Origin of the sequence: Sorangium sp. So ce836 (genome assembly GCF_028553905.1) — a bacterium.
Classification (GTDB): domain Bacteria; phylum Myxococcota_A; class Polyangia; order Polyangiales; family Polyangiaceae; genus Sorangium; species Sorangium cellulosum_D.
In genome coordinates this window covers 3,308,340-3,323,685 of record NZ_CP102233.1, presented here as the reverse complement: position 1 = coordinate 3,323,685, position 15,346 = coordinate 3,308,340, and the positions used below count along the sequence as shown (strand labels likewise).

Sequence of the window (15,346 nt, the reverse complement as noted above, 5' to 3'; positions counted from 1 at the left end):
CGGGCCCAGCTCGGCGTTTTCGGCGCGGAAGCGCACTCCTGTGCGCTGAGCACCGAAAACGCCGAGATGGGCCCGTATCCGCAGCGGGTGACCGTCGCTCTAGCGGACTGCTCGCAGCAGGCCGAGGCGATATGGGAGCTGCGAGTATTCGCCGCCCGACCTCGGATCGCGACCCTGATACAGGAACTGGAGATTGCAGGTGTCGATCGTCGCAGTCTCGTCGTTGCCGTCGCGGAGCAGCTCGCCATGGCTGACGTCGTCGCTCCAGTCGGCCACGCCCGACGCGTAGGTGACGTTGTTCTGGCCCGCGAACGGCGCGTTCCAGGTGTCCGCGAGCGGGGTCCACGCGCCATCGAGGCGATCGGCGGTGAACGAGCGGTAGAACCTGGCGCCCGTCGGGCCGATGGCCTCGATGAGCGTCAAGTACTTGTCCATGCCTTTGATCTTGTACGTGGAGCTCCCCTCGAACAGGTTGTAGCGATTCGAGTCCTGGAGGGCGACCGAGACCGGCCCGAACCCGCTCGGGAAATTGCGCAGGGTCGTCTGGCTGCGGTACATCCGGCCATCATCGCCGGTGAAGAAGAGGTAGCAGTTGGCGCTGTCGCAGATCACCCAGTAATCGATGGGCAGGCTCGGCATGCCAGCGGGCGTGGACGCGAAGAAGTTCTGGGGTCTGCTCCACGTCTCCGGGCGGCTCGGGTCGTCGGTCGTGGAGAACTGCGGCGGCTGCGATTGATAGATGAGGTACCACTTGTTCTGCGGCCTGAAGAAGAAGATCTGCGGCGCGCACCGATAGCCGCTGAAACCAGGCGTGCGATCCATGTAGTAGTGCGACGCGGACGCGGCCTGGGGCCAGTCGGTGAAGCTCAGGTGAGTCATCTGCCAGTTGCCGGCGGTGTTCGCCGTGGTGGCATAGATGTTCCAGCGCTGGTTGTGGAAGACGACCGTCGGGTCCTTGATGGACACGATATTGTGGGTGGCGTCGGACTTCGGGCTCACCAGGATGCCGCTCGACTGCCAGCGGAAGGAGGTGGGCAAGCCGCAACCCCCGCCATCAGAGCCCCCCGTCCCTCCGCCCGAGGTCACGGGCACGACTCGGAACTGCTGGTTGGTCCCGCTGTTCCACGACCACTGGGTCACGGCGGTGCCGTCCGCGGTGCCGCGGCTGTAGACGTCCAGGGACTTGCCGCTGTGGCGCGGCGTGAGGCGCACGGCGCCGCCGGCGACGTCCGTGAACGACCACTGCTGGTTCTCCCCGGTCCAGCAGGAGTATTGCTGGACGCGGGCGCCGTCGCTGGTGGAGGCCCCCGCGACGTCCACGCAGCGGTCGCTGCCCACGTTGCGGATGCGATAGTAGCCGCCGCCCGCCGATTCCATGCGGAACTGCTGCCGCGCCGAGCCGTTGCAGCTGGCGATCTGCAAGCCCGCCCCGTCAGCGGCGCTGCCGCCGGCCACCTCGACGCATTTTCCGCTCTGCACGCCGACGATCGTGTACGTCGCCGCGGTGTCGATGGTGATGCCCTCGGCCAGCTCGTCGAGCTCGACGCCGGCCTCGTCGAGCTGCTCGGCGGGACCGCACGCCGTCGCGGCGGCGAACATCGTGGACAGCAAGCATCGTTGAAGTCCGATTCTCATCATCGTCTCCTGTGCTCAAGGGATAGGACGCGGTAAGCGAGACACATGAGGCGCCCGGGATCGGCCGCGCGGGCGCAGGCCCGCGGGCAGGCTCCGTCGGACCTGCGACCACGCCGACGAGCCCGCGCAGCGATCTCCGGGCGCGCGCTCTCCGTGACGCGCGCGCCCGCGCGATCGACGTCAGCGCCCCAGGTAGCCCATCAGCCAGGACATGGCGGGCCGCATCTGGCCGCCGCTGCTCATGAGCCCCGAGTTGGAGAGCCACGTCTGGCCGCTGACGTAGCCCCACAGCGTGATGCCCTTCACGCTCGGATGGTTGTAGAACATGGGGAACTGGCTCTGCATCACGCTGAGCTGCTGCGCGTCGTTCGCCAGGTCGATGTCGTACTCGGTGATGTAGACCGGTAGACCGGTGCCGGCGAGCCGGTCGAGGAAGGTCTTCACGGTGCTGGTCGGCATCGAGAACGCGGCGTGGGCCTGAGCTCCGATGCCGTCGATGGGCGCCCCTGCCGCCCGGATCCGATTGACGATGTTGATGGTGTTCTGATTGTCGCCGCTGTACTCGATGTTGTTGTAGTCGTTGAGCAGCAACTTGGCGTTCGGGCAGTACTGCCGCGCCCACTTGAACGCTTGCACGATCCAGTCGTACCCGCTCGCTCCGGCGCCGCCGAGGGCGTTCATGTACACCGGCGTGGTGTGCGGGGGCGGCTCGTTCACGACGTCGATGATGGCGACGTCCGGGTAGCGCTGGCAGAACGCTCGGATCCACTCCTCCACCTCCGCGCGCTGCTCGCTCTGCGACAGACCGGCGAGCCAGCTCGGCTGCTGGGCACCCCAGATCAGGGTGTGGCCCTTGTACGGAATGCCGTTCAGGCGCGCGTAATCCCGGACCCGGTCCATGCCCGACCAGTTCATGACGTTCCGCTGGCCCTCGACGGAGCCCCACTTGCCCTCGTTCTCCGGGGAGAGCTGGTTCCAGTATCGGGCCAGATCCGATCGCACCTGCCCGCTGGTCGTGATGTTGCCGACGAACTTGCCGCCGCCGCCGCCGCCGCCGCCTCCTCCTCCTCCTCCCGTCCCGCCCGAGCTCACGGGCGTGACCCGGAATTGCTGGTTCGTCCCGCCGTTCGACGACCACTGGATCACGGTGGTGCCGTCCGCGGTGCCGCGGCCGTAGACGTCCAGGGACTTGCCGCTGTGGCGCGCCGTGAGACGCACGGCGCCGCCGGTGACGTCCGTGAACGACCACTGCTGGTTTTCCCCGGTCCAGCAGGAGTATTGCTGGACGCGGGCGCCGTCGCTGGTAGAGGCTCCCGTGACGTCCATGCAGCGGTCGCTGCCCACGTTGCGGATGCGATAGTAGCCGCCGCCGGCCGATTCCATGCGGAACTGTTGCCGCGCCGAGCCGTTGCAGGTGGCGATCTGCAAGCCCGCTCCGTCGGCGGCGCTGCCTCCGGCCACCTCGACGCATTTTCCGCTCTGCACGCCGACGATGGTGTAGGTCGTCGCGGTATCGATGGTGATGCTCTCGGCCAGCTCGTCGAAATCGAAGCCGGCTTCGTCGAGCTGATCAACGGGACCGCACGCGACGAGCGCGAGGGCCGTCAGCAGGGGCCATCGTTCGAATCGCATTCTCATAAGGTTCTCCTATGCTAAGCGGGTATGTCGTAGGTTGTAGCAAAACCGGCCCCGTCGACGCATGGACGGATCAGCGAGATGATGTCGCTTCTGCCGGGGGCCGGAGGCGAGCGTCGCGGCGTGCAGTCAAGGCTGCGCCAGCTCGACGGATTGCACGTCGAGCTGGATGAACTGGCCGATGAAGGGCGCGGGCGCCGGCGGCACGCCGTCCACGACCAGATGCTTGAAGTTGGCGATCATGACACGATTCGGATCGTCGCCCAGGAATGACACGGTGGCTCCGCCGCGAATCGGAATGGTCTTCGTATGGTCGATGATGAACACGTCGTGACCCACGGTGGGGCTATCGTTGAGGTAGTAGACCTCGGGCGGATCGGAGACTGAGAAGCTGTACCTGTTGTACGTCGCGTTGTCGGGCGTGCCGCCCACGCGAAAGTGCATGCCGTCGGGCGTGCCGCCCCGATACGTCTCCGGCTCGACCACGCCCCTGAGCCGGACGGTCACCTGGTAGATCGTGTCGGGCGAGCCGCCGAACGTTTTCTTCTCGTCGACGCGCGTGGACGTCGCGCACTCGTCGCGGTTGCCCGGGTCCTGGTCGCAGGGGATCTCCCAGCGGAAGCCGTCGATGCTGGCGGCCGCCGCGAGCAGGTCCTCGCCGCCGCTGCCGCCGGCTCCGCCGCCGCCGTCGGCTCCCCCGCTGCCGCCGGCTCCCCCGCTGCCGCTGGAGCTCGCGGAGCTCGCGCTGCTGGAGGCGCTCGTGCTGGCGCTCGTCGCGGCGCCTCCGCCTGCCCCCCCGACGCCGGTCGAGCTGGAGCTAGCCTGGCCATCCGGAGGCGGGTCGGCATCGGAGCCACAGGCGACAAGGAGCATGATTGCAGGGACCACGAGTGGAAAAATTCTCATTTCGCACCAGTCCGGCGAGCGCGCCGGTATTGAACGTGGGAATGCCAAACGTCGTCTCGTCGACATCGCGTCTCGTTCGAATGGCCATGCCAAGGTCGTGAGCGGCCCGGCACAGCACCGCGGGTCGCCTCATGACCGTCTCGACGGGTTTCTCAGGTCGTGCCCCGCCTGAGGTCGTCGACGCGGGTCAGCTCGGTGGATGTGCAGGGCGTCGAGCGGATGCGCGCGAACCGACGCGCGCGCGGGTCGACGTGGAGACCCCGCGCCCAGCGCTGCTGACCCGCGACTGCGACGTCCGCGAGCTCAGCCTGGCTCGCGCCCGTGACGACCGAGCGTGCGGAACCTGCGCCGAGATCGATCGGCTGACGAAGCTCTCGGCGCGTATGGCCACCCCTCCAGAGCGAAGCAAGAGATACGAATGGGTTGCCATGTTAACGCTAACAGAGACGATGTCAATCCAGATCGACCCCCCTGCATCTTCCTCGCAACCGAAGCGAGAAGGCTGACCGGCCTCCTCCGGAGCGCCGCGTCAAGAAGAGCGGGCGCTGGCTTCATTGATGCTGCCGCACTCGACAGTGCACCTGGATTTCTCCGCAGCTGGGGCCGCGAACGCCACCTCGTGCTCGGTCGATAGAGGGCTGCAGGTCCTGCCCGCCCTCGATGTCCTCGATGTCCCGCGGCGCCTCGCGCCCGCTCCTCTCGACGCCGCGGGCCGGAGGAGCCCCGCCAGCCTCGTCCTCCCCCGGGCCGGAGGCCGACCCGCGGGCCGGTCGATCTGTGTTGACTCCGGCCATGTTAGCGTTCACATTACCCCGTAGAAGTATCCTTCTGCTTCCCCATGGTCTGCTTCCCCATGGATGGGTCGTCCGCGCCCGAGGCCCTCGTCGCCCGAGCGATCTGGGCACCGACGCCGTTCGCGCAGCGGTGTCGGACGCGAGCGCTGACGAGCTCATGATTGGCTGCCGCCACGCCGTCCGGAGATTCATGAGCCGAGCCGCCTACGACATCGACAATACCTGACGAAGTTTCAGGAGACCAGCAAGGATCCGAGAATGGCAATGAACACGACGCCCATCCGACGTAAGCTCCTCACGGCGGCATCGATACTTTGCGGCGTGGCTGCATTCCCGTCCGTCTCCCTGGCGGACAACCCCATCGTACAGACCATTTATACCCCCGATCCTGCTCCCATGGTCCACGGTGACACGGTGTACCTCTACACCGGCCATGATGAAGACAGCGCCACGGACTGGTTCGGGATGAACGAATGGAGAGTGTACTCCTCCAAGGACATGGTGAACTGGACGGACCACGGTTCGCCGCTGAAATTCAGCGATTTCAGCTGGGCGAAGGGGGACGCATGGGCTGGCCAGGTCATCCACAGGAACGGGAAGTTCTACTACTACGTGCCTGTGACGAGCCGCTCGCTCAACAGGATGACCATCGGCGTGGCCGTGTCGGACAGCCCTACCGGTCCGTTCAAGGACGCCCTGGGAAAGCCGCTCGTCGCGGCCGACTGCGGCGACATCGATCCGACGGTGCTCATCGACGACGACGGCCAGGCCTATCTGTACTGGGGGAACCCGAGCTCGTGCTACGTCAAGCTGAACGAAGACATGATCTCCTACCAGGGAGGCGTCGTGCACGTGCCCATGACGGCGGCGAGCTTCGGGCAGCGCACCGGGGAGAATGATGGTCGTCACACGACCAAGTACGAAGAAGGCCCATGGCTCTACAAGCGCGACGGGCTGTACTACCTCGTGTACGCGGCTGGCCCCATCCCTGAATACATCGCCTACTCCACGAGCAGCAGCCCCACCGGCCCGTGGACTTACCGCGGCGTCATCATGCCCACGGAGGGCAGCAGCTTCACCAATCACGCGGGCGTCATCGATTTCAAGGGGAACTCCTACTTCTTCTATCACAACGGCGCCTTGCCGGGCGGCGGAGGCTTTCACCGCTCGACGGCCGTCGAGCAGTTCACGTTCAACGCCGACGGTACGATCCCGACGATCAGGATGACGAAGGAGGGTCCGCCTGGCGTCGGCAACCTGAATCCGTATGTCATGACGGAGGCTGAGACCATCGCCTGGGAATCCGGCGTCGAGACCGAGAGATGCAGCGAGGGCGGCGTGAACGTCACGTCGATCGAGAACGGGGACTACATCAAGGTGAAGGGCGTCGATTTTGGCACCGGCGCGGTGTCCTTCGACGCGAGGGTGGCCTCGGCGACCGGCGGCGGCAGCATCGAGCTGCGCCTCGACAGCCCGACCGGCACGCTGGTGGGGACCTGCATGGTTCAGGGTACCGGCGGCGCCCAGACCTGGGTGACCACGTCGTGCGCGGTCGACGGCGCGACAGGGATACACGATCTGTACCTGAAGTTCACCGGCGGCAACGGTCCCCTGTTCAATTTCAACTGGTGGAAATTCACGCCGCTCGACGCCCCGGATCCGGAGCCGACCGGCGGCGGGGGCGCCGGGGGCGCCGGGGGCGCTCCGAGCACGGGTGAAGGGGGAGCCACGGGCAGCGGCGGCTCGGGCGAGGGTGGGAGCGTCAGCAGCGCATCGACCACCAGCACCGGAGCAACGGCGGGCAGCGGCACGGGGGGCGCCGGCGCTGCCCCCGCCGATGGCGGCAGCCACGACGAGGCCGGATGCGCGTTCCGGGTCAGCTCGGGGTCCAGCTCCCCCGCGGGGGCACTCGCCGCGTTGATCGCGCTGGGCGCGGTCGCCGCGCGGCGGCGCCGTGCACAAGGACCTGGACGCCGCGGGGCCGCGGGTCGACGCTCCTCGGAGCCCGCGTGAGCTCGAGCTGCACGCGAGGTCTCACCTGGGAGCCGCGAGCGCATCGGATTCACTCCCGGCTCTGCCATTCAGCGTGCGCGTCATGGAGGCGTAGTTGCGCGGGCCGAGGTCGCGGCGCGGATCGGTGCTCCAGGGGCACGGCCTAACGCGTCGCGCTGGGTACCTCCGCGCCGCGGACGCAGGAAAACTGCTGTGTTGTCGTAAACTTGGCATCGTATCCAAACGCCCCGATCGCGACAAATTGGTTTGACTCATGAGCGTGTGTGGTCGAAACTAAGCATCTCCGGAAGTGAGCAGGGCGCTCGGCAGCACCGCGCGCTCGCCCCCGGGAGGGTCCTCGCCCGGCGGCGAGGTGGCACTTCGCTGCGCAACACGGCGGTTCGTCGTTGCGCCGTTTCGCATCCTAGGGTGTGAAGGTTGGGGGTTTCGGGATGGCGTCGTGTCGAAGGCGGCTTGCCTTCATCGGCGCAGTCCACCTGGCCCCGTGTCGTAGGCGGATCTCGAGCGACGGGCGGGTCAACGGGCGCTCGCGCCGCGGGATAGATTGGGAGGCTTGTTCATGCATCGACCTCGGGTTTGGGATCGGACAGAGCGCGCGGCGCCCCCCGCTTCGGGGGAGGGGCAGGCCGCACGGGAGCGCTCGCCTCGGAGCGCCGCGCGGCGCCGCTCGGCGTGGCTCGCCGCGTGCGCCTCGGCCCTCGTGGCGGCGGCGTGCACGGGCACCCTCGGGAGCAACCCCGACGAACAACAACCAGGCGGCAGCAGCGGGCGACCCGACGACGGGCGCCCGGACGCGGAGGCGCAGTGCGCGCCGCGGCTCGGGCGCCGCGTCGTGCTGCTCACCGATCTTCAGTTCACGAACTCCGTGCGCACCGTGCTCGGGGACACCGCGGTGCGGGCCGATCTGGCGCCCGACGACAAGACCAAGCCGTTCATGAAGAAGGGGCTGGTCGCCGGCACATCGCTGGTGCGCGGGCGGCTCGACAGCGCCGCTTACGCCGCGGAGACCCTCAAGGGGCGCTTCCAGGAGGTGACGGGCTGCGCGCAGAACGGGGACGACGCGTGCGCGCGCGACTTCCTGACCCGGTTCGCGGCGCAGGCGTTCCGGAGGCCGATCGGCGAGGCAGAGCTCGCGGACCTGATGGAGGTGTTCGCGCTCGGGAAGGAAGAGAGCTACGAGCGCGGCGTGGTGCTCGCCGTCGAGGCCATCCTCGCGTCGCCCTCCTTCTCCTACCGGACGGAGCTCGGCGAGAAGGGCAGCGACGGCGTCGTGAGGCTGTCGCCGCACGAGCTCGCCAGCGAGCTCTCGTTCTTCCTCACGGACAGCCAGCCGGACGCGGAGCTGATGGCCGCCGCCGACTCCGGGGCCCTCCGCGACCCGAAGGAGATCGCACGGCAGACGGAGCGGCTGCTCGCGCTGCCGGAGACGCGGCGCAGCCTGAGCACCACGCTGCTCGCGGCGTGGGGGCTCAGCAACCTGTTCGGCACGATCAAGGATCCCGGGATGTTCCCCGAATACGGTCCCGGGCTCCAGGCGGCCATGTTCCACGAGACCGAGCTGTTCGTGGACTCGACCCTCTGGGAGCGCGGCGCGGACGTGACCGAGCTGCTCACGTCGCGGGAGACGTTCGTCAACGAGCCGCTCGCCGAGGTGTACGGCGTGGAGCGCGCGGGCGCGCCGGAGGAGTTCTCGCCGGTCACCCTGCCCGAAGGCCAGCGCGCCGGCCTGCTCACGCAGGCGAGCGTCCTCGCGACGCTCTCGCGCACGGACAACACGAGCGTGGTCGCGCGGGGGCTGTTCGTCCGCGGCGCGCTGCTCTGCCTGCCGAAGCTCGCGTCGCCGCCGGAGGAGCTCGCGCAGGCGGTGGCGGACCTGCTCAAGGCCGACATGACCGAGCGCGAGCGCGCCGAGGCGCGCGCGATGAACAGCACCTGCGGCGTGTGCCACCGGGGGATCGACCCGTTCGGCCTGATGCTCGAGAACTACGATCCGCTGGGCCGCTATCGAGACAAGCTCGATGGAGAGCCCATCGACTCGAACATCGAGATGAACGGGCTCCTCGGGCTGTACGAGAGCTACCCGAACGCGGTCGAGTTCATCGGCGTGATGGCGCAACGGGAGGAGTTCGCCGCGTGCCTGACGCGGCACCTCGTCACCTACAGCACCGACGATGAAGAGCTCAGGCCGGACGACTGCCAGGTCGAGAGCGTGATCAACGCGCTGCCGGTGGGCGAGCGCACCCTGCCGGCCATCGTGAAGGCCGTCGCGACGTCGCGCGCGCTCGCCGAGCGCACGGAGGAGGAGTGACCATGAACCGCAACCTGCCCTATGTCTCGTCCCGCCGTCGCTTCCTCCAGGGCGTCGGCGCCGCCGCGGGGATGTTCGCGATCCTCCGCGGCCTCGAGCGGACCGCGGAGGGCGCGCCGAGCCCGAAGCGGTTCCTCATCGTCCAGCGGCCCGTGGGCACCGTCTACGAGAACTGGTGGCCGCAAGGGAACGGGACCAACTTCACGCTGTCCCGCATCCTGAAGCCGTTCGAGCCGGTGAAGGACAAGATGGTGGTGTTTCGCGACCTGAAGCTGCCGTCCGAGGGGTCGGTCGGCGGCGGCCACGAGCGCGGGACCGTCCTGATGGCGACCGGTATGCGGACCAAGCAGCTCTACCCCGGCAACGGCGGCGACGACCCGATGTCCGAGGGGGCGAGCGTCGACCAGCTGATCCAGAAGCAGTCGGCCGATCTGCAGGGGACGGCGATCGCGTCGCTCCAGCTCTCGTGCGACAAGCGCGCGGACACGCCGGAGGTGTCGACGCGCCACATGTCGTACTCCGGCCCGCGGGCCCCGATGACGCCGTACTACCAGCCGTTCGACGCCTACCAGCGGGTGTTCGGCACGCTGATGCCCGGCGGGACGACGAACGACAACCTCGAGGCGCTCGCCAGGGCGCGCCGGCAGAAGAAGAGCGTGCTCGACTTCGCGACGAGGGATCTCGGCCGGCTCCACGAGCTCGCGCCGAGCGCGCAGCGCGAGCTCCTGGACGCGCACCTGGAGGCGATCCGCGAGGTGGAGAAGGAGTTCGACGCCGACCCGACCAACCCCGCGTTCTGCGGCATGGAGCAGCCGCCGGAGATCATCAGCGTCAGCGAGTACATCGACCCTTACAACTCGTCGCACGTCGTGAGAGAGCGCGACGACGAGAAGCACGCGCGCATCGGCGCCCTGCACTTCGCCGTGGTCAAGGCGGCCTTCCGGTGCGACCTGACGCGCGTGGTGACCTTCCAGTGGTCCCCGGGGACGAACCACGTGAGCTTCGGCGACCTGTGGCCGCCGGACTCGAAGATCTTCAAGGTCCACCACACGACGAGCCACGATCCCGACACGAAGGATACGCTCGAGTTCCTCACGCGCGTGGAGGAGTTCTATGCCAACAAGATGGTGGGGTTCCTGCAGGAGCTCGCGGCCGCGAAGGACGTGAACGGCGGATCGCTGCTCGACAACACCCTCGTCCCTTACGTGACCGAGGTCGGGACCCGACATCACAACTGGGACAAGATGGCCTGGCTGCTCTTCGGCGGCGCCAACACGAAGCTCCTCGGCGGGCGCGTGTGGGACAACGGCGGCCGCGGCCTCCGGTCGACCAACGACTTCTGGATGGCGTGCGCGGGCATGTTCGGCCTCCCGAACTTCGTCATCGGGGACAACGACCTCCACACGACGGCGATCTCGGGGCTGTTCGCGTAGGCGCGAGCGTTCGGGGCGAGCTCTCCCCCTCCCCGATCACGCCTCGCGCCGATCACGGGCGCACCGCGAGGTACACCGTGCTCCAGAGCTGCACCGCGTTCGACTCGTCGTGGTGCGCCCGCTCGGCGCCGAACGGGACCAGCCGGTAACGGCCGCCCTCGACAGCCCAGCTCCAGAGCTCCCCGGTGCTCGCCTCGCGCGAGGCCTGGATCACCTCCCACAGCGCGCGTCGCGCGCGCTCCAGCGCGTCGCGCGCGGGGGCCGGCAGGTCGCCGCGCGCGAGCTGGCGGTCGAGGCCCGCGGCCAGCATCGCCTGCTGCCACGACCAGGTGACCGTGCCGTGGTAGTGGGCTCTCGTGAACAGCGCCCAGAGCGCCGGATCCGGCGCGAACGCGGGGTTCGCGACGAGGATGCCGACCGGCGTCCGCAGGCCCGCCGGGAAGGGGCGGATCAGGCGGCCGGCGATCTCCTCGAGGGCGGCGGGCGGCGGGTCGGTGAACAGGAGGACGAAGCTGTCGTCGGAGTGCATGATGGGAATGGGCCTGCCCTCCCCGTCGAGCGCGACCGCCGGGAACGAGAGCGGCCCCGAGAGCGACGCGAGCGCCGGCGCCGCGTCGATGCCCAGCGACGCGGCATAGGCGGCGACGCGGCGCCGCGCCTCCGCCTCCGGCAGCTCCACCCGGAAGAACACGCCTGCGTCCCTCCACGCGCGCGCGAGCCGCTCCGCCCGGCCGGCGCCCTCCGCGTCCGCGCCGAGCAGCGGGCTCGCGAGCAGCCGCGCCGACGCGCGGAGCGCGGCCGGGACGAGGGCGGCGTTCACGTCGTACGGGATGCGGCCGAACGCGAGGCCCTCCTCGCTGTCGCGCCACTCGCCGACGGACTCCCCCTCCTTGAGCGAGACGAGCGCCCTCGGATCCCCCGTCTCGGCGAACGGGGCGGCGAGGCGGAGCACGAGCGACACGTTCCGCGCGAGCGCCTGCGCATACGTGTCGCCCGCCGGCGTCCGGCGCGAGAGGAACGCCGCCGCGCGCTCCCGGCCCGGCGCGCTGCCGAGGAGGTACTCGGCGGCGAGCGGCGCGAGGAGGAAGTCGTCGTCGACCATCTTGTAATCGTAGACGGGCTCGCGCAGCGCCCCGGCGCGCCCCGCGGCGAGGTGCAGGAGCGCCGCGTACTCGCCGATCGCCTCCTCGTGCGCGACCTCCCCGGACGGGCTCAGCCGATCGAGGACCGAGCCGATGCCCGCCTCGATCACGGCCGGCTCGAGGACCGGCAGGAGCATCCGCACCGCGAGCAACGTGTCCCGGCCAAAGTACGTGAGGAAGCGCCAGGACCCGGCCAAGAGCTTCTCCCGGTACGCGAGGAAGGCGAGCGCCTGCCGGTCGCGCGGGTCGTCGGCGGCGCGCTCGGTGACGAGCTCGTCGAGCGGCACCGGCGTGAGCGGCGGCTCGTCCGAGAGCGCCGTCACCCGGACCCGGAGGCCGCTCGGGCCCGCCGTGAGCTCGATCCGCCCGTCCGGCCCCAGCGTGGCCGTCGTGCCGCCCTCCGGCTCGACGAGCAGCTCGAGGTGGTGCTCGCCGTCCAGCGTGGTGCGCCGCGCGGCGATCGACGCGCCGCGCGCCTCGACGTCGCTGCGCAGCCAGGCCGGGAACGCGGCGTCGCGGCCCACGTCGCGCACCGTGCGGATGCTCCCGAGGATCAGCCGATGGACGCGCAGCGCCGGGGCCGCGCTCGCGAGCAGCGCCGAGACGCCGCGCATGCCGCCGGACCGCTCCACGCCCGAGACGCCCCCCTCGACCGAGAGCTCGACCGGCGCCGGCAGCGCGTCGAACCACACGGCGATTCCCGTGTTGCCCGCCGGAAAAGCGACGATGAGCCGCGGCGACACGCCCGAGGTCGTCAGGACATGAGCGGCGATATGACCACGACGGAAGAAGTGGTTATGAATCCGGCCTTCCTGGATCTCGAAGGCCAGGAGCTCAGGGGCTGGCGCCGTCGGGGGCGCCTCGCCGTGCGGCGCGCCGGCGGCGCAGGAGGCTGCAAGAAACGTTGACAAGGTGGTTCCCCTCATGAATCGCCCGGTATTCGTGGGCCGCGTGGGCACCGCGAGACGCTAGCTAGCCAGGGCGCGCCTGCCAAGGACTAAGGATCTTCCTTCGGCCGCTAGCTTACGTCACCGACACGCTGGCCGTTGTTCACGTGTTTTCGTTGAACTATCACGGATTCAGCAGAACGCTCGCGACAGCCGCTTCCAGGCGCCTCCGCGTGCCCGCATCCGAAAGGGAGGCGACGATAAAAGAAAGAGTTCACACCTTTGTTGCCCTGTGATAACCCATCCGAGAACTCGGTTGTTGATAGTGGTCTCGCAGCAGGCGAATCGCCTGCCAACCACCGTGAGGAAAGGGGGTTCGAGATGGACGAGAGCATCTCCGGCCAGATCGCGGCCGGCAGCAACGTTTCCGATCGCGCGCAGCTCAGCAATCCGCGAGAGGGGCTGATCTATACGTGGGTGGACGGCAGCCTCGGCGTGGCCGATGAGGTCGTGCGCGCGGGGTTCGGCTTCCTCGACGACGTGCGCGTCGAGACGCAGGAGCGGCTCGGCGCCACGCTCGACCTGGTCGAGGGCGTCCAGCGCAGCGTGCTCCGGGTCGCGCGCAAGGCGCTCGTCCGGACGGACGGGATCAGCGCGCGCGCCCTCACCAGCGGCCAGCAGGGCTGGTATGCGCTGCTCGGCACGCTCCGCCGCACGTCGCAGGGCGCGACGGCGCTCGCCTCGGAGACGGCCGTCTCCATCGTGGGCGAGCGCAAGGCGACGCAGCAGCTCATCATACAGCAGTCGTCGTGAGCTGCGCGCTCACGAACTGCCGCTCGACCAGCCGGCGATAGAGGCCGTCCTCGGCGATGAGCGCCGCGTGCGCCCCGCTCTGCACGATCGTACCCCCATCCATCACCAGCACGCGGTCGGCGCCCATCACCGTCGAGAGGCGGTGAGCGATGATCAACGTCGTCCGCCCCTTCATCAGCGCGTCGAGCGCCCCCTTCACGAGGTGCTCGCTCTCGGCGTCGAGCGCGCTCGTCGCCTCGTCGAGCACGAGCAGCCGGGGGTCCTTGAGCATCGCGCGCGCGATCGCCACGCGCTGCTTCTGCCCGCCAGACAGCTGCACCCCGCGCTCGCCGACGAGCGTGCGGTACCCCGACGGGAACCGCTGGATGAACCCGTGCGCGTTCGCCGCGCGCGCCGCCGCCTCGATCTCCGCGTCCGAGGCGCCCTCCCGCCCGTAACGGATGTTGTCGGCCACGCTCGCGGCGAAGAGGAGCGGCTCCTGCGCGACGATCCCGACCTGCCGGCGGAGCCAGGTCGGCGAGAGCTCGCGCAGATCGCGCCCGTCGAGGAGAATGCGGCCCTCGTCGGGGTCGTAGAGCCGCAGGAGCAGCGAGGCGATCGTGGATTTGCCCGCCCCGGACGGCCCGACCAGGGCGATGACCTCGCCGGGGCGAACGGCGATGTCGATGCCCTTGAGCACCGGCACGTCCTTGCGGGTCGGGTAGCTGAACCGCACGCGCCGGAGCTCGAGGCGCCCCTCGACGGCGCTCGGCTGGGCGCCGCCCGCGTCCGCCATGGCCGGCTCGCGGTCGAGGAGGTCGAAGATGCGCTCGGCGGCGCCGGTGGCCTTCATGAAGTCGGCCCAGAGGTCGCTGAGGCCGCCGAGGGCGAAGGCGACGACGATCGTGTAGACGAGGAACGAGGTGAGCCCGCCGAGCGTCATGCGGCCCTCGACGACGAGGTGGCCGCCGTACCAGAGGACGAGCGCGGCGGCGCTGTAGCCGGCGAACGTCACTACGCCCATGAAGCTCCCCGAGGCGCGGATGCGCTTCCTGGCGAGGTCGAACGACTCGGCGACCCGGCCGGAATAGCGCGCCGCCTCGTGCTGCTCGGCGGCGAAGGCCCGGACGGTGCGGATGCCCGAGAGCGCCTCCTCGGCGACCTCGCTGGCGCGCGCGAGCGCGTCCTGCACGCTGCGGGAGAGCCGGCGGACGCGGCGGCCGTACGCCACCGAGCCGAGCGCCACGACGGGGACCACGGCGAGCATCAGGAGGGTGAGCCGCGGGGAGGTGTAGAAGAGGAACGCGACGCCGCCGATCACGGACGCGGCGTAGCGCAGCGCCATCGACACGTTCACGCTGACGGCGCTCTGGAGGACCGTGGCGTCCGACGCGAGGCGGTTCGTCAGCTCGCCGGTCCTGTGGTCGTCGAAGAACGCCACCTCCTGCCGGAGGAGGTGCTCGAAGAGCTGCGCCCGGAGCCGGGCCACGACGCGCTCGCCCGCGGTCGAGAAGAGGACGTACCGCAGCGCGACGGCGGCGGCCTGGACCACGATGAGGAGCGCGAGCCAGAGCGCGGCGTCGTCGATCGCCTCGACGCCGCTGCCAGGGCCGAGCGCGTCGTCGACGATCTTGCGGATCGCCTGGGGGAGCAGGAGGCTGATGCCGCTGCCGACGCCCAGGAAGAGGGTGCCGAGCGCGAGCTTGCCGAGCTCGGGGCGGGCGAGGCGGAGGAGGCGCCGGAGGTGCGCTCGGCCGGGGCGCCGGTCGTCGTCGGGGCTCTGCATGGGGGGCGCGAGCGT

Annotated in this window: 9 protein-coding genes; 4 read left to right on the top strand and 5 right to left on the bottom strand. The window is 69.6% G+C overall.

The window, feature by feature from the left end:
• Nucleotides 1-99 precede the first annotated feature (99 nt).
• From NQZ70_RS12080 to NQZ70_RS12070, 3 genes are all read right to left on the bottom strand, one after another.
• Nucleotides 100-1,635, bottom strand: a complete 1,536-nt coding sequence (locus NQZ70_RS12080; protein WP_237245249.1) for a non-reducing end alpha-L-arabinofuranosidase family hydrolase — start codon at nucleotides 1,633-1,635, stop codon at nucleotides 100-102.
• A 180-nt stretch (nucleotides 1,636-1,815) separates the two neighbouring features.
• Complete coding sequence (locus NQZ70_RS12075) at nucleotides 1,816-3,273, bottom strand: endo-1,4-beta-xylanase (RefSeq protein WP_272828252.1); 1,458 nt, start codon at nucleotides 3,271-3,273, stop codon at nucleotides 1,816-1,818.
• Nucleotides 3,274-3,399: 126 nt separating this feature from the next.
• A complete protein-coding gene (locus NQZ70_RS12070) occupies nucleotides 3,400-4,158 on the bottom strand; it encodes a hypothetical protein (protein WP_237245248.1) in 759 nt (252 codons plus the stop codon).
• A gap of 1,070 nt (nucleotides 4,159-5,228) precedes the next feature.
• Here NQZ70_RS12070 and NQZ70_RS12065 point away from each other — a divergent pair.
• From NQZ70_RS12065 to NQZ70_RS12055, 3 genes are all read left to right on the top strand, one after another.
• Nucleotides 5,229-6,983, top strand: coding sequence for a glycoside hydrolase family 43 protein (locus tag NQZ70_RS12065; RefSeq protein WP_129574354.1), 1,755 nt, complete (start codon nucleotides 5,229-5,231; stop codon nucleotides 6,981-6,983).
• A gap of 559 nt (nucleotides 6,984-7,542) precedes the next feature.
• On the top strand, nucleotides 7,543-9,291 hold the full coding sequence (locus tag NQZ70_RS12060; RefSeq protein ID WP_237245247.1) for a DUF1592 domain-containing protein: 1,749 nt from the start codon (nucleotides 7,543-7,545) through the stop codon (nucleotides 9,289-9,291).
• 2 nt (nucleotides 9,292-9,293) lie between these two features.
• Nucleotides 9,294-10,724 carry a DUF1552 domain-containing protein gene (locus tag NQZ70_RS12055; RefSeq protein WP_129574353.1) on the top strand — a complete coding sequence of 477 codons (1,431 nt, stop codon included), beginning with the start codon at nucleotides 9,294-9,296 and terminating at the stop codon, nucleotides 10,722-10,724.
• Nucleotides 10,725-10,776: 52 nt separating this feature from the next.
• Here the strand turns inward: NQZ70_RS12055 and NQZ70_RS12050 are convergent, their stop codons facing one another.
• Nucleotides 10,777-12,777 carry a hypothetical protein gene (locus NQZ70_RS12050; protein ID WP_237245246.1) on the bottom strand — a complete coding sequence of 667 codons (2,001 nt, stop codon included), beginning with the start codon at nucleotides 12,775-12,777 and terminating at the stop codon, nucleotides 10,777-10,779.
• 357 nt (nucleotides 12,778-13,134) lie between these two features.
• Here NQZ70_RS12050 and NQZ70_RS12045 point away from each other — a divergent pair, with 357 nt between their 5' ends.
• Nucleotides 13,135-13,566: a hypothetical protein gene (locus NQZ70_RS12045; protein WP_129574352.1), complete on the top strand. Its 432-nt coding sequence runs from the start codon at nucleotides 13,135-13,137 to the stop codon at nucleotides 13,564-13,566.
• On the opposite strand, the gene NQZ70_RS12040 is transcribed toward NQZ70_RS12045, so the two are convergent.
• A complete protein-coding gene (locus NQZ70_RS12040; RefSeq protein WP_129574351.1) occupies nucleotides 13,547-15,331 on the bottom strand; it encodes an ABC transporter ATP-binding protein in 1,785 nt (594 codons plus the stop codon). The two genes, NQZ70_RS12045 and NQZ70_RS12040, sit on opposite strands and share 20 nt — an antisense overlap.
• Nucleotides 15,332-15,346: the final 15 nt, after the last annotated feature.

Coding starts and splice junctions, on each gene's coding strand:
- NQZ70_RS12080 (WP_237245249.1), bottom strand. CDS start 1,635: ATGAGAATCGGACTTCAACGATGCTTGCTGTCCACGATGTTCGCCGCC.
- NQZ70_RS12075 (WP_272828252.1), bottom strand. CDS start 3,273: ATGAGAATGCGATTCGAACGATGGCCCCTGCTGACGGCCCTCGCGCTC.
- NQZ70_RS12065 (WP_129574354.1), top strand. CDS start 5,229: ATGGCAATGAACACGACGCCCATCCGACGTAAGCTCCTCACGGCGGCA.
- NQZ70_RS12060 (WP_237245247.1), top strand. CDS start 7,543: ATGCATCGACCTCGGGTTTGGGATCGGACAGAGCGCGCGGCGCCCCCC.
- NQZ70_RS12055 (WP_129574353.1), top strand. CDS start 9,294: ATGAACCGCAACCTGCCCTATGTCTCGTCCCGCCGTCGCTTCCTCCAG.
- NQZ70_RS12045 (WP_129574352.1), top strand. CDS start 13,135: ATGGACGAGAGCATCTCCGGCCAGATCGCGGCCGGCAGCAACGTTTCC.
- NQZ70_RS12040 (WP_129574351.1), bottom strand. CDS start 15,331: ATGCAGAGCCCCGACGACGACCGGCGCCCCGGCCGAGCGCACCTCCGG.